At 43.0% G+C, this 22,059-nt stretch carries 18 protein-coding genes; 12 read left to right on the forward strand and 6 right to left on the reverse strand.

Translation table 11 applies throughout. The features are described 5' to 3' along the window. The first annotated feature begins 71 nt into the window (after positions 1–71). Positions 72–734, forward strand: a complete 663-nt coding sequence (gene nblB / locus AACW45_RS07670) for a phycobilisome degradation protein NblB (protein ID WP_190632463.1) — start codon at positions 72–74, stop codon at positions 732–734. A gap of 168 nt (positions 735–902) precedes the next feature. Here nblB and AACW45_RS07675 read toward each other — a convergent pair whose 3' ends face one another. From AACW45_RS07675 to rpaB, 4 genes are all read right to left on the reverse strand, one after another. Continuing rightward, entirely contained in the window at positions 903–1,622 is a 720-nt protein-coding gene (locus AACW45_RS07675; RefSeq protein WP_190632464.1) for a PEP-CTERM sorting domain-containing protein, read from the reverse strand. Positions 1,623–2,676: 1,054 nt separating this feature from the next. Beyond that, on the reverse strand, positions 2,677–3,195 hold the full coding sequence (locus AACW45_RS07680) for a DUF456 domain-containing protein (RefSeq protein WP_190538402.1): 519 nt from the start codon (positions 3,193–3,195) through the stop codon (positions 2,677–2,679). Between the two features lie 32 nt (positions 3,196–3,227). Beyond that, positions 3,228–3,890: a cofactor assembly of complex C subunit B gene (locus AACW45_RS07685; RefSeq protein ID WP_190632465.1), complete on the reverse strand. Its 663-nt coding sequence runs from the start codon at positions 3,888–3,890 to the stop codon at positions 3,228–3,230. Positions 3,891–3,979: 89 nt separating this feature from the next. Continuing rightward, positions 3,980–4,708: a response regulator transcription factor RpaB gene (rpaB, locus tag AACW45_RS07690; protein WP_045868271.1), complete on the reverse strand. Its 729-nt coding sequence runs from the start codon at positions 4,706–4,708 to the stop codon at positions 3,980–3,982. A gap of 170 nt (positions 4,709–4,878) precedes the next feature. Here rpaB and radA point away from each other — a divergent pair, with 170 nt between their 5' ends. The 4 genes from radA (at position 4,879) to AACW45_RS07710 (ending at position 10,841) form a co-directional block, all read left to right on the forward strand. Beyond that, positions 4,879–6,453: a DNA repair protein RadA gene (gene radA / locus AACW45_RS07695; RefSeq protein ID WP_190632466.1), complete on the forward strand. Its 1,575-nt coding sequence runs from the start codon at positions 4,879–4,881 to the stop codon at positions 6,451–6,453. A gap of 168 nt (positions 6,454–6,621) precedes the next feature. Continuing rightward, positions 6,622–7,374 (forward strand): Uma2 family endonuclease, encoded by a 753-nt coding sequence (locus tag AACW45_RS07700; protein ID WP_190632467.1) that lies wholly within the window; start codon positions 6,622–6,624, stop codon positions 7,372–7,374. A gap of 473 nt (positions 7,375–7,847) precedes the next feature. Next, positions 7,848–10,505 carry a protein kinase domain-containing protein gene (locus AACW45_RS07705; RefSeq protein WP_190632468.1) on the forward strand — a complete coding sequence of 886 codons (2,658 nt, stop codon included), beginning with the start codon at positions 7,848–7,850 and terminating at the stop codon, positions 10,503–10,505. Positions 10,506–10,601: 96 nt separating this feature from the next. Further along, complete coding sequence (locus AACW45_RS07710) at positions 10,602–10,841, forward strand: hypothetical protein (protein ID WP_190632469.1); 240 nt, start codon at positions 10,602–10,604, stop codon at positions 10,839–10,841. Between the two features lie 719 nt (positions 10,842–11,560). Here the strand turns inward: AACW45_RS07710 and AACW45_RS07715 are convergent. Further along, a complete protein-coding gene (locus AACW45_RS07715) occupies positions 11,561–12,028 on the reverse strand; it encodes a hypothetical protein (RefSeq protein ID WP_190632470.1) in 468 nt (155 codons plus the stop codon). A 433-nt stretch (positions 12,029–12,461) separates the two neighbouring features. On the opposite strand from AACW45_RS07715, the gene AACW45_RS07720 reads away from it, so the two are divergent. Next, the gene (locus tag AACW45_RS07720; RefSeq protein WP_190632471.1) at positions 12,462–13,355 is read left to right on the forward strand and encodes an SDH family Clp fold serine proteinase; all 894 of its coding nucleotides are present in this window, start codon (positions 12,462–12,464) and stop codon (positions 13,353–13,355) included. Between the two features lie 22 nt (positions 13,356–13,377). On the opposite strand, the gene AACW45_RS07725 is transcribed toward AACW45_RS07720, so the two are convergent. Next, positions 13,378–14,067, reverse strand: coding sequence for a peptidoglycan-binding domain-containing protein (locus AACW45_RS07725; protein WP_190632472.1), 690 nt, complete (start codon positions 14,065–14,067; stop codon positions 13,378–13,380). A gap of 262 nt (positions 14,068–14,329) precedes the next feature. Between AACW45_RS07725 and AACW45_RS07730 the strand changes: the two genes are divergently transcribed. From AACW45_RS07730 to infB, 6 genes are all read left to right on the forward strand, one after another. Beyond that, a complete protein-coding gene (locus AACW45_RS07730) occupies positions 14,330–15,772 on the forward strand; it encodes a hypothetical protein (protein WP_190632473.1) in 1,443 nt (480 codons plus the stop codon). Positions 15,773–16,004: 232 nt separating this feature from the next. Beyond that, entirely contained in the window at positions 16,005–16,466 is a 462-nt protein-coding gene (gene rimP / locus AACW45_RS07735) for a ribosome maturation factor RimP (RefSeq protein ID WP_190632474.1), read from the forward strand. Between the two features lie 204 nt (positions 16,467–16,670). Further along, positions 16,671–18,008, forward strand: a complete 1,338-nt coding sequence (nusA, locus tag AACW45_RS07740) for a transcription termination factor NusA (protein ID WP_190632475.1) — start codon at positions 16,671–16,673, stop codon at positions 18,006–18,008. Positions 18,009–18,154: 146 nt separating this feature from the next. Further along, positions 18,155–18,430, forward strand: a complete 276-nt coding sequence (locus AACW45_RS07745; protein WP_096644639.1) for a YlxR family protein — start codon at positions 18,155–18,157, stop codon at positions 18,428–18,430. A 144-nt stretch (positions 18,431–18,574) separates the two neighbouring features. Next, on the forward strand, positions 18,575–18,721 hold the full coding sequence (locus AACW45_RS07750) for a hypothetical protein (RefSeq protein ID WP_190538389.1): 147 nt from the start codon (positions 18,575–18,577) through the stop codon (positions 18,719–18,721). A 134-nt stretch (positions 18,722–18,855) separates the two neighbouring features. Continuing rightward, complete coding sequence (gene infB, locus AACW45_RS07755) at positions 18,856–22,002, forward strand: translation initiation factor IF-2 (RefSeq protein WP_190632476.1); 3,147 nt, start codon at positions 18,856–18,858, stop codon at positions 22,000–22,002. The last annotated feature ends 57 nt before the right edge of the window (positions 22,003–22,059 follow it).

The following is a 22,059-nucleotide window of genomic DNA, read 5'->3' on the forward strand; positions in this document are numbered from 1 at the left end:
TTTCTTGACAAATGACCAATGACAAATGACAAATGACTATTTTAAACATTTAGAAAAGTTAGGATAATTAAATGAGTATTACTCCTGAGTCGGTGAAGCAATTGCTCGGTTCTGAAGATTTGGGCGATCGCTTACGAGCTGTGAATCAAATTCGCGAATTAGAACCTGCGATCGCTTTTGAGTTAATTCAAACTGCGGTTGGCGATAGCAATGCTCGTGTCCGTTACTCAGCAGTTAGTCAGCTTGATGTACTCGGCACGCAAGATTTACAGTTATCATTGAATTTACTAAGGGAACTACTCAACGATCCCGAACCTGATGTACAAGCCGCCGCCGCCGATTGTTTAGGTGCGCTCAAGCTAGAAGAAGCTTTTGATGATTTGCTGCAACTTTACAACACAACCCCGGAATGGCTGGTGAAATTCAGTATCATTGCTACCCTTGGTGAGTTAGGCGATCCGCGCGGTTTTGATTTGCTCAAGCTGGCACTCGATACGGAGAATGATTTAATTAAAACTGCGGCGATTAGTTCCTTTGGCGAGTTGGGAAATCTTGATGCTGTACCACTTTTAACACCCTATGCACAAAATCCCGATTGGCAAGTGCGTTATAGAGTTTTGCTAGCTTTGAGCCGTTTGGGTGGTGCAGATGCAAGAGTTGTCTTAGAGACTTTGGCAAATGATGAAGTAGAAGCGATCGCTAATGAAGCGAAAAATTCTTTGCAGTCAGTTTAATGTTGAATAAACTTGTCTAAAAGCTGACATCAACATCTTTAAGGGTACAAAAATTTGTGCCCTTATTCTATAGGTAAGTTCAAATTAAAAAGTACGTCAGTAAAAAAAATTGTAGCAATTTCTTCAGGAATTACTACGAGTAAAAGGCTATTTTTTCTGTAATGAATTCTATCTGGTTGATAAATCTCCAGAAATAGCTTGAGCCTTACGAAGTCGAGACGCAGCAATGAATGTACCAAATAAACCCAAGCCTAGCATGGTGCTGGGTTCAGGAACGCTAACTGGTTCAGCAGTCAAAGTTAATTGGTAAGTGCTTCTAGTTCCAGAAAGAGAAGCTGTGACGAATCCTGTCGCCACAGTTTTTCCATCAAAGTTAAATTTTCCTGTAATCCCATCTAAGGTTACGTCGCTAATATTAGTAGACGATGTGCGAGTTCTTGTAATCACAGCATCATCTAGATCGAAAGTCAGCACAGCAGTAGTACTATTCAGGGTTCTGGTACCAAAATTAATGAATGGAAATACATTTCCAGTACTGTATGTAGCTCTTGTGATTTTTGAAATTGATGGTAAATTGCTTATCTTGGTGAGTTTAAGAGTGTTAATGCTAATCCCTTTAATCGGGGTTGTCACTGAATCTAAATTTGGCGAGAAATTTGCAAAATCACCTTCAGTATCAACTCCGTCAACATCGACAAATGTAATGCTAGTATTCTTTGGATTGATGCCATCACTAGGAACAATAGATGTACCATTAAGGCCAATACTTCCTTTGAGAATTGCAGCTTGAGCAGAACCAGCAGAGGTAAACACCCCAGCTGTAACTATAGGAATTGCAGCTGTCGCAGCCAACGTTGCGGTGATTACTCGAGATTTAATAGCAAACATTGTTATTGAAAGCTCCTATCAAAGAATTTACTAGACCGCAAAACCAGAGTATTATTACCCTCTTTATCATTAGTGGCTAATAGGTTGGTGCTTTTACACAGTTACATAGGCAAATCAGGATATACAAGGATTACCTGTGTAAATTGTATAAAATCTTTATGATTATAAAGTGTTGTCTCTGAATTGGCAAAAGTTAAGAGTATTTTAAATTACTGATGAATCATAAATTGGTCTAGTAGGCAAAAACTGGGCAATGGATCTGCAGATGAATGATTGAATTTTCACGCCATTATCCCTAAAATATCAGATTCCCAACTTCTATCAGAAGTCAGAAATCTAGCAAACCAGCAAAACTAATACCATAAACATAAAAAAAAATCGTAGTAATTATTACAATAATTACTACGATTTAACAGCTATAACACTTATTGCTAACCGAGTCTATTTAAATTATTTTGACACATTACTAAGCTTGATAATAAATTTACCTCCTTAATTTTTGACAATTTATATTTCAGTTAATTTCTCAGAACTAACTTGATTTTTGTCACGGAAAGATACACCCATTGAAAATAAGATACACCCATGAAATACCAGCAGATAAAAGGTTTTATTAGAAAATAAAATCAGAGGTATAAGAATTAGCCTCTTTTAACCCAGGTGCTGATGAATTTGTTATGTCTATAGAATTACATAGACCTTTACTGTGACGCAAGGTATAACTATTTAACTTAATAGAATCTTCATGACTTTCATAGTGTTATCCCTGACAAGTAAGAGTTAAATTTCCTTAGAAGACAACATTTTGCGACTCATGATAATTACTAATAACAAAAAATTTGATTTTAAAGATTGCTACACAATTTTGCTAATGAAATAGACTAATTTCTTAGAATTGAAATTGTGATTTTTAAATAAAGTATATTTAATGTTTATATCAAATCAAAATCAAGAAATGATAAGTAAAAATTAAAGTTTAAGTCTATTTAGGGGCTAGGGAATAAAGAAAGAAGAAAAATTTTTATGTTTGGTTGTGAGACTTTTTCGTGAGGTGCTAACTAGGAAATACTTGCGGCCAAGTTGTCACTAAGAAGACAATAACTGCTGCGATCGCTAAAATACCTTGGAGTAAATTTCCGACTACTGTACCTACAACAATACCGATACCGGCTTTGATTGCAGTTCCTAATTGGCGCTGGTAAAGGTATTCACCGATAATTGCACCTAATAATGGCCCTATTAAAATACCTAATAGAGGCCCGCCAAATGGTAAAGCTGGTAATAAGCCAAAAAATCCTAACAGTAAACCGACAAATGCGCCTATTTGTCCCCATTTACTAGCACCGGCTTGTTTTGCACCTATGTACCCAGCTAAAAAATCTACACCAATACTCAGCAGCAAGACAATAATGGTAACAATTAGCGGTATTTTAATTGCAGCAAAAGAACTGCTCACAAATCCCCAAATAATAATTGCAATTAAAATTAAACTGGTTCCAGGAATCGCAGGAACTACAGCGCCGATGATACCGACAATCATGACTGCAACCAGTAACCAATAAATAATTTGCATAAATTTTTAATTTTCCAATTTAATTGTTTAATTTAACTGTCTGATGCGACTTGCAAAGAAGAACTAAGAGTGACAGCTAATTTATCAGCAATTCCTGCTACCCAATTTTCATCTTGTTTGGTGTAACTGCGAGGTGCATTTGCTCCTAAAATTAATACGCCTTCATTACCAATTGGTTGACAAATTACCCCTTGAGTGTTTTCAGGCAAATAATCAAATTCAATTCGCCCTGGATAGACTTTTAATGCAACTAAATAAACTGGCTTTTTGGTTTCTAATACCCTTTTTAAAATTGGCCCTGGTACTACTTCCGATTTAGGAGCCAGAATACCGCGACGTAACAAAACCTTACCTTGATAAAAAACTACCAGCGATCGCGTGACGGTGTTAGTTAATAATAAATGTGATGCCCAAGCTAGTTCTGTTTTCACGGCTTCTGGTAAATCGTCAGCCAAGACAAAACCTTCCTCCCCAATCAGTTGTACAGTGTCAGGCGATCGCGGTTGTACTTGCTGCCAAATTAAACCCGTTAAAATTAACACAGCACTCAAAATCACACCCAGCACATCCCCCCGCGCTTGGGATTCTGTCAGTTCTGGTGTCAATAAGCGATTAATTAGCAATAGTACCGCGCCTAAACAACCAACTACTATTGGTAGACGGCGTAAAACTAGATTGGGATCGGTTTTTGTCATTATTTATTGGGCATTGGGCATTGGGCATTGGGCATTGGGTAAGAAGGCAATAGGTAAGTTTCCCTTGTCTTCCTTCCCTGCTCCCTTGTTCACTCCTCGCCTGGTTCAATTATCCGTTGAAATAAATAGCCAGTTCCTCTGGCGGTGAGGATTAATTCTGGGTTGCTGGGATCGTCTTCTAATTTTGCTCGCAGACGGGATATATGTACGTCTACTACGCGGGTGTCTACATGACGTTCTGGCGTGTAACCCCACACTTCTTGCAAAATTTCCGAACGGGAAAAAGCTTCGCCGGAGCGGCTGACTAATAATTCTAGTAAGCTAAACTCCATACCAGTTAAGCGAATGCGCTCGTCGCCTTTGTAAACTTGTCGCTTATTTGTATCAATTTTGATATTAGCAACATGGATCACCCCAGAACTAGGAATTCCCGAAGCACTGGTTTTGTCTACCCGTCTGAGTACAGAGCGAATCCGCGCTTCTAACTCTTTGGGGGAGAACGGCTTAACTACATAGTCATCTGCGCCTAACTCTAATCCGGTGATGCGATCGGCTACGTCCCCTAAGGCTGTTAGCATAATAATAGGGACATCTGACTCCTTGCGTAGTTCTTGGCATACGCCGTAGCCATCAAGTTTTGGCATCATAACATCCAAAACTACTAAATCGGGGTCAGCTTTGCGAAAAGTTTCTAAAGCTTCTTCTCCATCACCCGCAGTCACTACATCGTAGCCAATCATCGAAAGGCGCGTTTCCAAAATCCGGCGAATGCTGGCTTCGTCGTCTACCACCAGGATTTTTTCTTTATGACTTTCCAAGTTTCTCAACGCTCCTTAACTAAAATTTTTGATGATTAATTTTTAATACCATAATATTAAGATATCATTCCATCAATTACATGAAAAAAAGCTGTAACTACTACTATTATTGAACTTTTCTTTTCTCCAAGAATTAAGGAAAAATTAAGATTATTTAACTAGATTTAAGAATGGCAAAGTCCAAAACCTTTTACATTTGTAACGACTGTGGAGCAGAATCTTCTCAATGGTTTGGTAGGTGTCCTGCTTGCGGCACTTACAATTCCTTAGAAGAGCAAATTTCTATCCAATCATCAGTTGATATACCCAGCCGGGGGGGTGTGAGTGGTTGGCAATCAGCACAAAATAATGGCAAATCTCATGCTAAACCAGCCAAACCGCGCTCTTCTTTAACATTCGATCAAATTAGCGATCGCCAAATTGCGCGTTGGGAATCTGGCTATGGCGAATTAGATCGGGTTTTGGGCGGTGGGGTGGTTCCTGGTTCGATGGTGCTAATTGGTGGCGATCCGGGAATTGGCAAATCTACTTTACTGTTGCAAGTCTCAAATCAGTTAGCGCAGAGATACCGCATCCTTTATGTCACAGGGGAAGAATCTGGTCAACAGGTAAAATTAAGAGCATCCCGCTTAGGAGTATCAAAAAGCGTCAATGTTGTAGGCGATGAAAATACAGTTGTAGAGGAAGTAACACCTGTTTCCATAGATCCTAAAAGTGAAGTCATACCTGTTTCTATAGACCCTAAAAGTATAAACCCTGACAGTATAGGTGCAGATTTATATATATTGCCAGAAACCGATTTAGAAGAAATTCTCCGGGAAATAGACTCCCTCAAACCAAATGTGGCAGTAATTGATAGTATTCAAACAGTGTTTTTTCCGGCACTGACATCTGCACCTGGTTCCGTAGCGCAAGTTCGAGAATGTACTGCTGCACTGATGAAAGTGGCAAAGCACGAAGACGTGACAATGTTAATTGTAGGACACGTAACTAAAGAAGGAGCGATCGCAGGCCCGAAAGTTTTAGAACACTTAGTAGATACCGTATTGTATTTTGAAGGCGATCGCTTTGCTTCCCATCGGTTATTACGGACAGTAAAAAACCGCTTTGGTGCAACTCACGAAATCGGTATTTTTGAGATGGTATCTCATGGATTGCGTGAAGTTCCTAACCCTTCCGAGTTATTTTTAGGTAATCGTGACGATCCCGCACCTGGTACGGCGATAGTTGTCGCTTGCGAAGGTACTCGCCCCATCGTTGTGGAATTGCAAGCTTTAGTCAGCCCTACCAGTTACCCTTCACCCCGGCGCGCCGCTACAGGGATAGACTATAACCGCTTAGTGCAAATTTTAGCGGTGCTAGAAAAACGGGTAGGAATTCCCATGTCGAAGTTGGATTCTTACGTCGCTTCGGCTGGGGGATTGAACGTAGAAGAACCAGCCGTAGATTTAGGAATTGCGATCGCTATTGTTGCCAGTTTCCGCGATCGCATTGTCGATCCAGGTACAGTTTTAATCGGTGAAGTCGGGTTAGGGGGACAAGTGCGATCGGTTTCCCAGATGGAACTGCGGTTAAAAGAAGCGGCGAAGTTGGGATTTAAAAGAGCGATCGTCCCCAAAGGAACAAAATTTCCCGATCTTAATATCGAGATTTTACCAGTTTCCAAAGTAATCGATGCAATTATTGCTGCTATCCCCCATCAAGAACTCACAGAAGACGATTTAATGCCCGATGAAGATGAGTAACCCCACCCCAACCCCTCCCCGCAAGCGAGGAGGGGCTAAATTGCTCACACCAAATCCTTCCACTAAAGGAGACTTTGGTAAATTCCTCCCCCCTCTCTGCTTGCGGAGAGGGGGGTAGGGGGGTGAGGTTCTTTTCAACGTTGACACCACACCAAAGCAAACCCCACCATGACAGCCCTCACCCAAAACTATCAAATTACTTGGGAAAAACTACCCGACGATTACAAACTCCCAGACGATCCAGTGGACAACATTAACCAACCAGCCTTAGCTGCTGCACTAACACAAAGTTTAGAACTTGCTGGTAAACTTCCACCCAACGCCCTCACACCAACAAATTACGGTATCTGCGCCACATTAAATGGCAAAATTGTCGTCAAAGCCCCAGACTGGGCGTATATTCCCAAAATTAGCGTTAATCGAGAAGATGTAACCCGCAGTTACACACCACAGCTACAGGGAGACATTCCTGTAATTGTCATAGAATTTCTTTCTGATACAGAAGGTGGGGAATATTCCATCAAACCCACCTACCCCCCAGGTAAATGGTTTTTTTACGAATGCGTCTTAAAAGCACCAAATTATGCAATCTTTGAACCTGAGAGTGGAGATTTAGAAGTTTATAGTTTAGATAATAATACTGGCAGATACGTTGTCCAAAACCCCAACGAAAACCAGCGTTACTGGATAGCCCAAATGAATCTTTATCTTGCTGTATGGCAAGGTACTCGTGAAAATCGTACCGGAAATTGGTTGCGCTGGTGGGATGAAGAAGGAAATTTACTACTTTGGGGTTCAGAATTAGTTGAACAAGAAAGACAGAGCGCCGAACAAGAACGACAACGTGCTGAACAAGAAAAACAACGTGCTGAAAGATTAGCAGCACAATTGCGGGCGGCGGGAATTGAACCGCAAGATTAGATTTTTTGCAAATAATTTATAGTTGCTAGATTAGCTAATAATTGGCTAAATCTAGCAATTTTTTTAGCCAAAATTTAATAATAAAATATAGATTTTTGATAGACAGAGAAATGTTCTAATACCATTTCGCAAAACCCGATACCGTAGGGGAAAGGCAATGCCCATTGGTGTCAACTTAAGGTGAAACCCAGTTACCGCAAGGAACTGAAGTTCCTTGCTAATAGCCAAAGTCATCTCAAGATGACTAATATATACTCAAAATCTTGAGTCTACTTCAGTAGACTTAGACTATTAGCCTTGAGCGAAGTCGAAAGGCGGACGACAAAGCTAAGACAGAGGCTATTTTTAGCTTAAGTTGACATCAATGGCGAGACGCCCATCCCACAAGAGTGTGTTGTCACGCAGTGCAACACACCGTCAAGTATGAAAGCCTATGTCAAAATAAAATATCAGTAAAATTACAGTCTTGAGCAATGGCGTGGAATCCAGGGCAGGAGTTATTTGGTAGGCGCTACATAATTGAGAGAAAATTGGGCGAAGGTGGAGTTGGTATTACCTATCTCGCGAAAAATCGACGGGGTGAATTGCGAGTCATCAAAACCCTCAGAGAACAAATCCTCAATCATCCCGATTGGATACCGCATCAAGATAAATTACGGCATGACTTTCGTGATGAAGCTTTGCGGCTGGCTTTGTGTCGCCATCCTCATATTGTGCAGGTAGAAAATGTCTTTGATGAGGAGAATTTGCCATGTATGGCGATGGAGTACATTGAAGGCGAAGATTTGGGGAAGCGAATAACTGAAAAAGGGGCGTTACCGGAAGCGGAAGCGCTGGAATATATTCGGCAAATTGGCGAAGCTTTGATATTAGTTCATGAGAAAGGCTTGCTGCATCGGGATTTGAAGCCCAGTAATATTATGATGCGTGCGGGTAAGCCAGAAGCAGTGCTAATTGACTTTGGGCTGGCGAGACAATTTATTTCTGGTGGAGTTCAACGACATACAGAAAGTCTTACCCCTGGTTACGCGCCACCAGAACAATATGCACCCATCGAACAACGGGGAGAATATATAGATGTTTACGCCTTAGCCGCTACATTATATTCTTTAGTGACTGGACAATTGCCCATGCCAGCACCAGCTAGACTGCAAAATTTTACGCTACAAGCACCCAAGGAGTTGAATGGCAGTGTTAGCGACAGGGTGAATGAGGCAGTTATGAAGGGGATGGCGTTAAATTATAGGTTGCGTCCTCAGTCGGTGGAGGAGTGGTTGGATTTGTTGGGTGCAAGTCCCATACCGCCAACACAACCAGTAATATCTCGTCCCAATACACCCCCATCTTGGGAATGTGTCCACATCTTCCCAGGTATTTCTGGGAAAATAGCCCTTAGCCCCAAGGAAGATATTTTAGCAAGTGTGGCACGTTCAGTTATTCACTTGTTTTCATCAACTACAGGTGAACTTCTCCGCACCCTCACTGGTCATTCTGAAGGAGTTAATTCCGTAGGTATCAGTAGTGATGGGCAAATTCTCGCTACTGGTAGTCATGATAAGACGATCAAACTGTGGTCGGTGACAACAGGAAAGGAAATTCGCACCCTCACTGGTCATTCTGAAGGAGTTAATTCCGTAGCCATCAGTAGTGATGGGCAAATTCTCGCTAGTGGTAGTGAGGACACAACGATCAAACTGTGGTCGGTGACAACAGGAAAGGAAATTCGCACCCTCACTGGTCATTCCCACTGGGTTAGTTCCTTAGCCATCAGTAGTGATGGGCAAATTCTCGCTAGTGGTAGTGGGGACAGGACGATAAAACTGTGGTCGGTGACAAGTGGAAAGGAAATTCGCACCCTCACTGGTCATTCTGAAGGAGTTAATTCCGTAGCCATCAGTAGTGATGGGCAAATTCTCGCTACTTGTAGTTACGACAGGACGATCAAACTGTGGTCGGTGACCACCGGAAAGGAAATTCGCACCCTCACTGGTCATTCCCACTGGGTTAGTTCCGTAGCCATCAGTAGTGATGGGCAAATTCTCGCTAGTGGTAGTAGGGACAAGACTATCAAACTATGGTCGGTGACAACAGGAAAGGAAATTCGCACCCTCACTGGTCATTCTCGCTGGGTTAGTTCCGTAGCCATAAGTAGTGATGAGCAAATTCTCGCTAGTGGTAGTGAGGACACAACGATCAAACTGTGGTCGGTGACAACAGGAAAGGAAATTCGCACCCTCACTGGTCATTCCCACTGGGTTAGTTCCGTAGCCATCAGTAGTGATGGGCAAATTCTCGCTACTTGTAGTTACGACAGGACGATCAAACTGTGGTCGGTGACCACCGGAAGAGAAATTCGCACCCTCACTGGTCATTCTGAAGGAGTTAATTCCGTAGGTATCAGTAGTGATGGGCAAATTCTCGCTACTGGTAGTCATGATAAGACGATCAAACTGTGGTCGGTGACAACAGGAAAGGAAATTCGCACCCTCACTGGTCATTCTGACTGGGTTAATTCCGTAGCCATCAGTAGTGATGGGCAAATTCTCGCTAGTGGTAGTAGGGACAACACGATAAAACTGTGGTCGGTGACAACAGGAAAGGAAATTCGCACCCTCACTGGTCATTCCCACTGGGTTAATTCCTTAGCCATCAGTAGTGATGGGCAAATTCTCGCTAGTGGTAGTAGCGACAAGACGATAAAACTGTGGTCGGTGACAACAGGAAAGGAAATTTGCACCCTCACGGGTAATTCTTTCTCGGTTCATTCCGTAGCCATCAGTAGTGATGGGCAAATTCTCGCTACTTGTAGTTACGACAGGACGATAAAACTGTGGTCGGTGACAACAGGAAAGGAAATTCGCACCCTCACTGGTCATTCTGACTGGGTTAGTTCCGTAGCCATCAGTAGTGATGGGCAAATTCTCGCTACTTGTAGTTACGACAGGACGATCAAACTGTGGGAAATATCAACAGGTAAAGAAATTCACAGCCTGACTCATTTTGACCGAGTTTTTTCTGTCGCCTTTACCCCCAATGGAGATGGGCTAGCTGCGGGAGACTCTAGCGGAAATATCAAAATTTGGCGACGCAGCCAGTTGTACAATAACAGCATCAACACAGTAAACAGATAATTAAGGTGCGCGCAGTTTTACTCGAAGGTTAACTAGTTAAAACTTATCAAAACACTAGAATAAAAGCACATATCGATAAAATATATCGCCCTAACTATGACAACTGTAATTGCTAGACCTTCATCCTTGATTGGCAGTATCAAAATAGAAAAGCTGGATAAATTTAACCTGTTTAAATTTAATGATGAACTGCAAGCACGGATGGAAGAACTGTTAGAACGCAAAAAAGCTGACTTACTAACTCCAGAAGAAGTAATCGAACTAGAAGAAATTGGCGAACTAGATAGAATTTTCACCCATATCAATGCAATGCTGATAGCTCAACACAATGATTGATGATGCTACTAAAGAAATTGTCCGCAAACGCACTAATTATCAGTCTCAGATCCCCGACTTCTTGAAGAAGTCGGGGATCTTTTTGTTTGTGATACCTCGCTAATTATCAGCCTTGGTGCCGCGATCGCACAATTAGCTTTGATATCCTTGAGTTGTTGCTGAAATAAACTGTATTGCTCTACAAAAATATCAGGCGTTAGCTTAACTTACCCTAGCTATGGTTCTTTAGGGAACATCAACAAATAAATTATCCCGCTTGTAGGGGCACGGCACCGATATTTTATCGTTATCACCGAAAGTCTGTGGATGCCATGTCCCTACCGATATGCTTGTTTTGTCATGATAATTTCTTTAAAGAGCAACTGTTTAGTTCTAAACACAAAAATTTTCACTGGAAACGAAAACGTTCTCACTTCAACCCAAAACGTTCTCGTTTGAAACCAAAACATTCTCACCTAAAACGAAAACGTTCTCACTGGAAACGAAAACATTCTCACTTCAAACCACAAAATTTAAGCTTCTGACTCGGAGTTTTTCACTTAAAACTAAAACACCCAAGCTCAGAAGCTCAAAGTTGATGTTTTTATCTACAAACGTCGATTTATAGCCTTTCCTAACCACATGAGTTACATCATAGCCCCCTCCTCGCTTGCGGGGAGGGGGTTGGGGGTGGGGTTCTTATCCCTCACCAATAACGATAAATGCTAGACTTCATCAAATTACGACATTTGCGGTTGCACTTTTTTCGCTTTCCGGGCAAATCTTCGCCCCAAATCATCAACCATCGAATCTAAACCAGCGCCTTTACCACTAGCTTTGGCATAGTTATATACCAGCAAACCCGCCGCATAAGCTTCACTGCCAACAGCCACAGAAGTATCATCCACCAGTTCTTGCAATTGCGTCAACGAAAGCAAAATTGGATATAAAGCTTCAAATAATTCAATATCTCGCCGCATTTCATCCACATCAAAAGAACGCGGTAAGAAATCAGGGTTTTGTGCAGCTATTTCCAACGCCTTACTCACAAACGCGCGACTCTTATCCCCCAGCTTCGGTAAAGCTTTACGTTCCTCTGTAGACAAATCAATCAAAAACGGTAACTTTTGGCGAATCGTACCTATAGCTTCCATCACCGCTTCTCTATCTGCTGCGGTAAGTTTTGCACTGACTTGAGTATCTGCCATCTTTCATACACCTTGATTAGGACTAAATTTCAGTATTCCCCAAGATATTTAGGCAAATATAGTTATTTATTACTAATTACTACAAAATTTTTTATACTAATGCCTAAGTGATATCTCAGAATCACCAGCCTGAGAAAAGTTATGCGATCCTCAAAATCTTGAGTCTGCTTCAGTAGGGGCGGGTTTACAGATATGCTCCAATAATTCACGACTATCTCGCTTAACCCGCCCCTACTTGGGCTATGAGCCTCTTAATTCATTCTCAGGCGGGCGACTATTAGCAGAACGTTTGCGACAATTAGGCGTAAATCCTGATGATTTAGAAGAATTATTGTAATTTTAAATAACTTAATAGACCTGTAGATAGAATTGCGATCGCCTGAAAATTGTCACAATAAATGACGACAACTGTTATTTTGGGACAATCGATTCTATGGCCTTTGGTATTGGCGATTTATTCTGGATTTTCCTTCTCTTCTCTTCCCTGCAACCCATCTGGCAAAAGCGTCAAATTGAATATCGTCGTTTACGTGCTTTACAAGAATTTGAACGCGGGCGTAACAGCCGAGTAATTTTTCTCATTCACCGTCAAGAGTCTATCAGTTTACTAGGCATACCCCTATCACGCTACATTACCATTGAAGACTCAGAACAAATACTACGGGCAATTCGCCTCACTCCCCCAGAAGTTCCCATCGATTTAATTTTGCACACTCCAGGCGGTTTAGTTTTAGCTACCGAACAAATTGCTAGAGCATTAATTCGCCATCCGTCAAAAGTTACTGTGTTTGTACCCCACTACGCCATGAGTGGTGGCACTATGCTGGCGCTAGCTGCTGATGAAATAGTTATGGATGCCAATGCTGTCTTAGGGCCAGTCGATCCCCAATTAGGTAACTTCCCCGCAGCAAGTATCCTCAAGGTGGTAAAAGATAAACCCATCGGTGAAATTGATGACCAAACTTTAATCATGGCAGACTTGTCAGCTAAAGCCATTCAACAAGTTCAGCGCTTTGTGAGGACTTTACTCAAAGACAGTATTCCTAAACAAAAAGTCAGCCCAGAAAATATTGAACCAATTATTGAAGCTTTAACAACAGGGCGTGTCACCCACGACTACCCCATTACCGTAGAGGAAGCAACAGAAATGGGGCTACCCGTTACGGTTGGATTGCCCCATTCTATTTATGAACTCATGGATCTGTATCCTCAACCACAAGGAGGTAGACCCACAGTTCAGTATATTCCCATGCCTTATGATGACCGTCGGCCAATGTTACCATCACCTAAAGGCAGACCTTTAGAAGAACCAACTCAAAAAAGTTGAAATTGGTAAAGTAGAAAAAAGTCTAGCTTGTAGGTGAAGATGTTGGCGATGGCGATGCTGTCGGCGATGGTGATGGTGATGGTGATGCTGTCGGCGATGGCGATGGCGATGGCGATGGTGATGGTGATGCTGTCGGCGACGGGGATGCTGTCGGTGATGGCGATGGTGATGGTGTTGTCGTTCTTGGTTTAGTAGTTGGTTTAGCCGTCGGTGTAGGCGATGGCTTGGGTTCCGAGCCACCGATAGCTGACTTAGCCTCTGCATTCAGCTTTTGACGGAATACTAAATCAGCAATCCCGGTTTCTTTTAACTGGAATTTTTTCTGAGCTTCCTTTACCGCCGCTTCTGTTTGAGGCCCATAAAATTGATCGCGGGGTAGGGGTTTTGTCGGCTTCACTACTACATTTAAATTTGCTTGCAAAATTTGCATTATCTGCGCCGCCCAATCTTGAGTTTTTGGCCCGGCTATCCCATCCACACCTAACTTGTAACCTTTCTGAAATTCACGGATTGCTTGTTTTGCTTCGTTATCCGTCAGGGGTGAATTGTTTACAGTTATCTTATAGCCCAAACCGCGCAACACAGAACGAAATTCCTGTGGGGTATAGTTACGCTGGCGCGCAGCAAAAGAAGCACTTGAAGATACTACAGTTGCAGTTACCAGGCAAGCAGTCACAATGCTAATACTTGATTTTCCAAAGCCACACCACATAAATTGAAACTCCTTTGGTTGAAATCAGCCGAATCGAAGAGGCGTACAGATGCATTTTAAGTTTCTTTAACATCTGTTTTGATTATGATTAATGATTTTTGATTAAAAATACTTTGATAGGTTAATTTATTTAATAAAATATGAATATATTTTCATCCTTCGTTAGAAATATTTTTTAACAGTTGCGCTGACCTCTAAAAAGTCCTAAAACTATAGAAGTTAAAATTTTCTACACAATTAGAGTATAAATAATTACTTAAAAATGGTAGATTCCAAACCTTTAAAGCGATCGCAACTGTATTTTGAAAGATTGATGGCAATTACTGCCACTGTAAATTTATGCTTAGTTTTGTTTAATTTAAGTTACGTACCTTGGCGTGATTTTTATTTACGAAAATTACCGCAAATTACCCAAATTTATGACCCCATTAAGGGAATTGAACCCCATCGAGAAACCAATAATTATCTTAAAGCCGTAGACGCATTAGAAGAACAGGTAAGCCAGACAGGGTTACAGTCACCTCAGGTAAAAGCCAAGCTAGAAGAAATTAGCAGTCTGAGCATCGAGATAATAGAAAGCAATCCCTTTGCTGGTGTGGGTAAAAGTGGTACCTTAGAAAAAATAAAAAACCGAATGCGCGATCGCGTCGGTCAAGAATCCGCTAAACAAGCATTTAGAACTTTTTGGAGTCAGGCTTATTTATCGCAAAAGGGTTGGAATTCCGAAATTATTTTTTTCAAGCAAAATCTTCGTCCCTTAATAGCCACAAACTACTATCGCCGCATTGGTGAAGATGGAGATTTACTGGATAATTTTTGGCTAATTGACATACCCTTTATCGGTTTATTTGCTTTCGAGTTATTAGTCCGCAGCTTTTTGATAAAACGCAGCCATCCAGGTTTTAACTGGTTAGATGCTGTATTGTGGCGTTGGTACGATTTATTATTATTGCTACCATTTTGGCGATGGTTGCGAGCGATCCCCGTAGTGATTCGTCTAGATCAAGCGCGGTTAGTAAATTTACGTCCAGTGTGGCGACAAATTAATCAAGGAATCGTCGCCAATTTTGCCGAAGAAATCACAGAAATTGTAGTAATTAGGGTAATTAACCAAATTCAGGGATCTATTCAGCGAGGTGAATTTACAAATTGGCTCAAACAACAAGAGAATTTGCGTCCATATATAGATATAAATAATGTTAATGAGATAGAAGCGATCGCCGGAATTTTAGTCCAAACCGTCGTTTACCAAGTATTACCGCAAATTCAACCAGAAATTACCGCCATTTTACGCCACAACATCAACACAGCCTTTCAGCAAGTACCCATGTACCGTAACTTGCAAACACTCCCCGGCGTAGGACAAACCCAAACCCAACTCAGCGAGCAACTAGCCACCCAAATCACCACTAGTTTATATAATGCCCTAGTCAGCGCCGTCGAAGATCCCGTTGGCGCAAAACTCACCAGCAAACTCGTAGAACGCTTCAGCCAAGCCTTAGGTTCAGAAATCCAGAAAAAACAAGTACTTACAGAACTGCAAAGTTTGCTATTCGACTTTTTAGAAGAAGTCAAACTCAACTATGTTCAGCGCCTATCCCAAGAAGACATAGACCAAATCGTCGAGCAAACCAGACAACTACGTACCAGAGTTCCATTCCCCCCAGCAGTAGAAAGTAGCGCCCTAGCTAGGCGAGATCAGTAAGTGAACAGGGAAGGGGGACAAGGGAGACAAGGAGGATAAGGGAGACAACGAAGACAAATGACCAATGACAAATGACTAATGACCATTGACTAATGACCATTGACCACCTTCAAAAGAAATGCGCTAAACTCAGATCAGAGTCGAACTTTTTTGAGTTCGGCACAAGACTTCTTGGAAGATATCCCTATCGCAGGAAGTGGGTCGAAGCCCACTTTTTTTATTGGATTTTTGCATGACTCATCCCTTAGTCCCACAAATTATTGAATTGGCGACACCAGTAGCGGAAGAACTGGGATTAGAAATTGTTGGCGTGGTTTTTCATACTAACCAACGTCCACCAATTTTACGGGTAGATATTCGTAATCCCCAGCAAGATACTGGATTAGATGATTGCGAACGCATGAGCCGTGCTTTAGAAGCTTCCTTAGATGCGGTGGAGATTATTCCAGATACTTATGTCTTGGAAGTGTCTAGTCCTGGTATTTCGCGACAACTGGCGACAGACAGGGAATTTATTTCTTTCAAAGGATTTCCTGTAATCGTTTCCACTTATCCACCCCACGACGGACAGCAAGAGTGGACAGGTCAGTTGATTCGCCGGGATGAGCAAACGGTTTATTTAAACCAAAAAGGTCGTGTAGTCGAAATTCCCCGTACTCTCATCACTAGGGTACAGCTGGACGAACCCCGATAACCAAGGGGATAGAGGCTAGAGACTAGAGGCTAGAGGCGAGAGGCTAGGGACTAGAGTAAATGTTTTCTCTAATCCTTAGTCTCTTATGTGTAGTTGTTACTACATATTATCTAGTCTCTAATCTCTATTCTCTTATCCCTATCCCCTAGTCCCTAATCCCTAGTACCTAATCCCTATTCCTTAATTTTTAAAGGAGATTATTTTATGTCAATGGTTAGTTTACCTGGATTAAAAGATTTAATTGAAAGTATCAGTCGCGAACGCAATTTACCTCGGCTGGCAGTGCAATCAGCAATTAGAGAAGCCTTACTTAAAGGTTACGAACGCTACCGTCGTGCCCAAAATTTAGAGCGCAAACAATTTGATGAAGATTACTTTGATAACTTTGAAGTTGAACTAGATATTGAAGGTGAAGGTTTTCGTGTTCTGTCTACAAAAACTATAGTTGAAGAAGTTAGTAATACCGATCATCAAATATCCTTAGATGAAGTGCAACAAGTAGCACCAGAAGCTCAGTTAGGCGATTCTGTAGTGTTAGATGTCACCCCAGACCAAGGTGAATTTGGGCGGATGGCGGCGATGCAAACCAAGCAAGTATTGGCGCAAAAATTGCGGGATCAACAGCGCCAGATGGTGCAAGAAGAATTCCAAGACTTAGAAAGTACAGTTTTACAAGCCAGAGTCTTGCGGTTTGAGCGTCAATCAGTAATTTTGGCTGTCAGCAGTGGCTTTGGTCAACCAGAAGTAGAAGCAGAATTACCGAAACGCGAACAATTACCTAATGATAATTACCGAGCCAACGCTACATTTAAGGTATATCTGAAAAAAGTTTCTCAAGGACAGCAAAGAGGCCCGCAATTATTGGTATCCCGCGCTGATGCGGGTTTAGTAGTTTATTTATTCGCTAACGAAGTCCCCGAAATTGAAGATGAAGTTGTGCGGATTGTCGCCGTAGCTAGAGAAGCTAATCCCCCTTCCCGTTACGTAGGCCCTCGGACTAAAATTGCTGTTGATACCCTCGATCGCGATGTCGATCCAGTCGGCGCTTGTATCGGCGCGCGGGGATCGCGGATTCAAGTGGTAGTTAACGAATTACGAGGTGAAAAAATCGATGTCATTCGCTGGTCTCCAGACCCAGCTACCTACATTGCTAATGCGCTCAGTCCAGCCAGGGTAGATGAAGTACGCCTCATGGACCCAGAAACTCGGCAAACCCATGTACTAGTAGCTGAAGACCAACTCAGCTTGGCAATTGGTAAAGAAGGGCAAAACGTCCGATTAGCAGCACGTTTAACTGGTTGGAAGATTGACATCAAAGATAAAGCAAAATACGACCATGCCGCAGAAGATGCTAAATTCCTGGCATCTCGTGCTAAATATCAAGCAGAACAAGAAGAGTTAGAGGATGAAGAAGAATTAGAGGATGAAGAGGAATTAGAAGAACTAGAAGAATTAGAAGAACTAGAAGAACTAGAAGATGATGAAAATCAGGAAGAATTAGAATTAGAAGATGACTCTTTTGATAAAAATGATGACGAGTAGTTTAGTAATTTTATGGAGTTTTGGTAAGATTCTTTACAGGAAGTTTATAGAAATTACCTGACATTTAGCAACCTTGGTAAAAGCAAAAATAGATGGGCAACCTCTATTTTTTAACCAAACTGCTAAAGTGAGGTAGCACAAAATAAATGAAACCAAATTATCGGCGATGTATAAGTTGTCGCCGAGTAGCACTAAAAGAAGAGTTTTGGCGGATTGTCCGCGTCTTTGAGTCGAGAACGGTACAATTAGATGAGGGCATGGGGCGTTCTGCCTATATATGCCCGCAAACTAGCTGCCTGCAAGCGGCTCAGAAAAAAAATCGACTAGGGCGATCGCTACATGCAACAGTGCCAGAAACACTGTACCAAACATTGTGGCAGCGTCTAGCCAAAAGCAATCACCAGTCATCAAATTCTAGTTAAAGAAATTTGTGACGGTAATCTCTAGTGAGTTTTGCTAATAGCCGAACTTAGGCTAGCAACATCATCTCTCTAGAATGCTTGGGTTAGTGCCAAAATAGTAAAGGGGTGTAGTTGAGAAACGGCTCTCATACAATCTGGTGAGAGGTGGAGCAATACTCCCAACAAGTTTTACTCGATTGTGTTGTGGAAGACTCAGAATCAGCAAAACAAAAAACTACAGAATGGCAAACTGGTAGCGCTATTGCGCGGTTCGGCGTCAACCATCATTTTGGGTGGGGATGCCAAGATTAACCGAGACATCTCTCTTTCCTTATTGGAGGCACGGCAAAAATCTAAACGGCAACCAAAAAACAGTAATCAAAGGATGGAGATGTCACAAACCAGGCAACCATCCGCTAAAACTGTAAATTAAAGGGGAAGAGTGCATGAACAACGGCAAAGTTAGAATCTATGACTTATCAAAGGAATTAAATTTGGATAACAAAGAGCTATTAGCAATATGCGACCAGCTCAACATCGCGGTCAAAAGCCATAGCAGTACAATTTCAGACTCGGAAGCCGAACGCATTCGTTCAGCTGCGGAAAAACTCGCAACTACGAGTAGTTCGGCAAAAAAAGAAAATATATCCAATCATCCCAACAGTTCACAAGCTGGCTCGAAAAATCGACCAGCCGCACCCCACAAACAACAAATTTTGGAAATTCGTAAACCCAAAATATTGAGAAATCCTACATCCAACGCCCCAGAGGCGTCAGTTGCAATCAATAACCAACTTGCTTCTTCTGAAGCTAATCCTCCCTCTCCTCCAAAGCCTTTTGCCACACCAGTCTCGCCCATGCAGCCGACGGCACCAACTCGACCTGTACCCCGAAATGTGTCTGAGAACCCACAGCAACCAGCTGTCACAGACGCAGAGCGCAAGCCTCAACCTCAGCCGACAGAAAAAATAGCAGCAGAAAAATCGGAAAAACCCGAAAGACAAGAAAAACCAAATACATCGCGGCCTAGACCAGAAAAACCGCAAAAACCACAACTAGCAGCCCCGCCCGCTCGACCTGTAGCTGAAGCAGCAGAAGCGCCGGAGTCCCTAACTCAAGCAGATAAACCGATCCTCAAGCGTGAACGTCAGCAACGGCGGGATGAAGACCGGGAGCAAATTAAGCCCAAGGCAGGAAAGCCAACAACTGACCAATCGCCTCAGTCTTTACCTCAAAAACAATCTCGTCCGACACCAGCACCAGTCAAGCCGGAAAATAGAGGCAATCGACCACCAGGCGCACCAGGACAATTTGGCGATGCACCATCACGACCCAGCAAACCAGTACGTCCCAGTGAAGCTGTAGCAGCGATGCCAGTTGCTACCCCACCCAGACCGATGCAAGGCGGTGGCGGTAAAGCAGCAGCTATCGTTGATGAAGTAGTGCCACCAGATCTGCTGGACTTAAAACGTCCCACTCCACCCCGTCCGGCAAAAGGTGGTAAAAAGTGGCAAGAAGAAGAAATTATTGACGAAATCAAGGAAAAATCAGGGAAGGCAGGCGTTAAAGGCAAGCGCATCAAGCCAGTCCTCGATGATGATTTTGAAGATGAAGATTTACTAGATGAAGAAGGGCTAGAAATACCAGCTACTGTCCAAGTAAGCTTGTCAATTGCTCGCCCGCCCAAGCCCAAGGCAGCTAGACCGACACAGCAACCAGCTGTAGCGATCGCCGGCCCCACAACCAGAGGCAAAAGAGCGCCAGCTAACCGCGACCAAAATCGCCGCCAAGAGAATGTAGAAGTCAAGCGCGAGCGTCCAGCTAAAGTTGTGGTCACAGGTCCCTTGACAGTGCAAGAACTGGCAGACCTTCTGGTTGTCGCCGATACAGAGATTGTGAAAATCCTGTTCATGAAAGGCATGGCAGTGAGTATCACCCAAAATCTCGATATTCCTACCATTACTTTGGTAGCCAAAGAGCTAGAAGTAGAAGTGGAAACTGCTGAACCAGAAGCAGAAGCCCGCAAAGTCACAGAAATGCTCGATTTGGCAGACATGGAAAATCTCCATCGTCGTCCGCCAGTAGTGACAATCATGGGTCACGTAGACCACGGTAAAACTACCCTCCTGGATTCCATTCGCAAAACCAAAGTGGCAGCAGGCGAAGCAGGCGGGATCACCCAGCATATCGGTGCTTACCATGTTGACATCGAACATGAAGGTCAGCCACATCAAATTGTCTTCCTGGATACTCCCGGTCACGAAGCCTTTACGGCAATGCGGGCTAGAGGAGCTAGGGTGACAGACATTGCCGTGTTAGTAGTAGCTGCTGATGATGGCGTGCGTCCCCAAACTATCGAAGCGATTAGCCATGCTCAAGCGGCGGAAGTGCCCATTGTTGTCGCAATTAACAAGATTGACAAAGAAGGCGCACAACCAGAGCGGGTGAAACAAGAACTGACCAACTACGGTCTCACCGCCGAAGATTGGGGTGGTGAAACAATCATGGTTCCCGTGAGTGCCATCAAGGGCGAAAACCTGGATACACTCCTAGAAATGATTCTGTTGGTGGCTGAAGTTGGCGAACTATCTGCTAACCCAGATCGTCCGGCGAAAGGCACCGTCATTGAAGCTCATTTGGATAAAGCTAAGGGAGCAGTTGCTACCTTGTTGATCCAAAATGGTACCCTCAAGGTAGGCGATATGTTAGTCGCCGGCTCGGCATTTGGTAAAGTCCGGGCAATGGTTGATGACCGAGGTAAGAGAGTTGAAGCTGGTAGCCCTTCCTTTGCAGTGGAAGTACTGGGCTTAAGCGACGTTCCCGCAGCAGGTGATGAATTCGAGGTCTTCGAGAACGAGAAAGAAGCTCGTACCTTAGCAGGCGATCGCGCCGACAAACAGCGTCAATCTCGCTTACTCCAAGGTCGCGTTACTTTAACAACTTTATCGGCCCAAGCACAGGAAGGCGAGCTAAAAGAACTCAACTTAATCCTCAAAGCCGATGTCCAAGGTTCAGTGGAAGCTATTGTGGGATCGCTCAGACAAATTCCGCAAAACGAAGTCCAAATTCGGATGCTATTAGCTACGGCTGGCGAAATCACCGAAACAGATATCGACTTAGCTGCTGCTAGTAACGCCGTCATTATTGGCTTCAACACCACCTACGCCAGTGGCGCTAGACAAGCCGCCGATGAAGCTGGTGTAGATGTCCGGGAATACAACATTATCTACAAACTCCTAGAAGATATTCAAGGAGCCTTAGAAGGTTTGTTAGAACCGGAATTGGTAGAAGAACCTTTAGGTCAAACCGAAGTGCGTGCTGTTTTCCCAGTTGGTCGGGGAGCTGTGGCTGGTTGTTACGTTCAATCTGGCAAACTCGTCCGCAACTGCAAACTGCGGGTACGTCGTGGCGGTAAGGTAGTTTACGAAGGCGTTCTTGATTCCCTCAAACGGATGAAAGAAGATGCTCGCGAAGTCAATGCCGGTTATGAATGCGGTATTGGCATAGATAAATTCCATGATTGGGCTGAAGGTGACATCATCGAAGCTTATCAAATGGTTACCAAGCGTCGCACTCTGACATTGACAAAGTAGTGTTGAGTCTACTAGTGCTGAGTTCTAAGTCAAGTTGTGAGTTTTGAGTTCATTCTC

This window comes from Calothrix sp. FACHB-168 (genome assembly GCF_963889195.1).
GTDB classification, from domain to species: domain Bacteria; phylum Cyanobacteriota; class Cyanobacteriia; order Cyanobacteriales; family Nostocaceae; genus Aulosira; species Aulosira anomala_A.

What these genes read in the sequence shown, in the direction of transcription:
- nblB (WP_190632463.1), top strand. Translation starts at nt 72, where the DNA reads ATGAGTATTACTCCTGAGTCGGTGAAGCAATTGCTCGGTTCTGAAGAT.
- AACW45_RS07675 (WP_190632464.1), bottom strand. Translation starts at nt 1,622, where the DNA reads ATGTTTGCTATTAAATCTCGAGTAATCACCGCAACGTTGGCTGCGACA.
- AACW45_RS07680 (WP_190538402.1), bottom strand. Translation starts at nt 3,195, where the DNA reads ATGCAAATTATTTATTGGTTACTGGTTGCAGTCATGATTGTCGGTATC.
- AACW45_RS07685 (WP_190632465.1), bottom strand. Translation starts at nt 3,890, where the DNA reads ATGACAAAAACCGATCCCAATCTAGTTTTACGCCGTCTACCAATAGTA.
- radA (WP_190632466.1), top strand. Translation starts at nt 4,879, where the DNA reads ATGGCAAAGTCCAAAACCTTTTACATTTGTAACGACTGTGGAGCAGAA.
- AACW45_RS07700 (WP_190632467.1), top strand. Translation starts at nt 6,622, where the DNA reads ATGACAGCCCTCACCCAAAACTATCAAATTACTTGGGAAAAACTACCC.
- AACW45_RS07705 (WP_190632468.1), top strand. Translation starts at nt 7,848, where the DNA reads ATGGCGTGGAATCCAGGGCAGGAGTTATTTGGTAGGCGCTACATAATT.
- AACW45_RS07710 (WP_190632469.1), top strand. Translation starts at nt 10,602, where the DNA reads ATGACAACTGTAATTGCTAGACCTTCATCCTTGATTGGCAGTATCAAA.
- AACW45_RS07715 (WP_190632470.1), bottom strand. Translation starts at nt 12,028, where the DNA reads ATGGCAGATACTCAAGTCAGTGCAAAACTTACCGCAGCAGATAGAGAA.
- AACW45_RS07720 (WP_190632471.1), top strand. Translation starts at nt 12,462, where the DNA reads ATGGCCTTTGGTATTGGCGATTTATTCTGGATTTTCCTTCTCTTCTCT.
- AACW45_RS07725 (WP_190632472.1), bottom strand. Translation starts at nt 14,067, where the DNA reads ATGTGGTGTGGCTTTGGAAAATCAAGTATTAGCATTGTGACTGCTTGC.
- AACW45_RS07730 (WP_190632473.1), top strand. Translation starts at nt 14,330, where the DNA reads ATGGTAGATTCCAAACCTTTAAAGCGATCGCAACTGTATTTTGAAAGA.
- rimP (WP_190632474.1), top strand. Translation starts at nt 16,005, where the DNA reads ATGACTCATCCCTTAGTCCCACAAATTATTGAATTGGCGACACCAGTA.
- nusA (WP_190632475.1), top strand. Translation starts at nt 16,671, where the DNA reads ATGTCAATGGTTAGTTTACCTGGATTAAAAGATTTAATTGAAAGTATC.
- AACW45_RS07745 (WP_096644639.1), top strand. Translation starts at nt 18,155, where the DNA reads ATGAAACCAAATTATCGGCGATGTATAAGTTGTCGCCGAGTAGCACTA.
- infB (WP_190632476.1), top strand. Translation starts at nt 18,856, where the DNA reads ATGAACAACGGCAAAGTTAGAATCTATGACTTATCAAAGGAATTAAAT.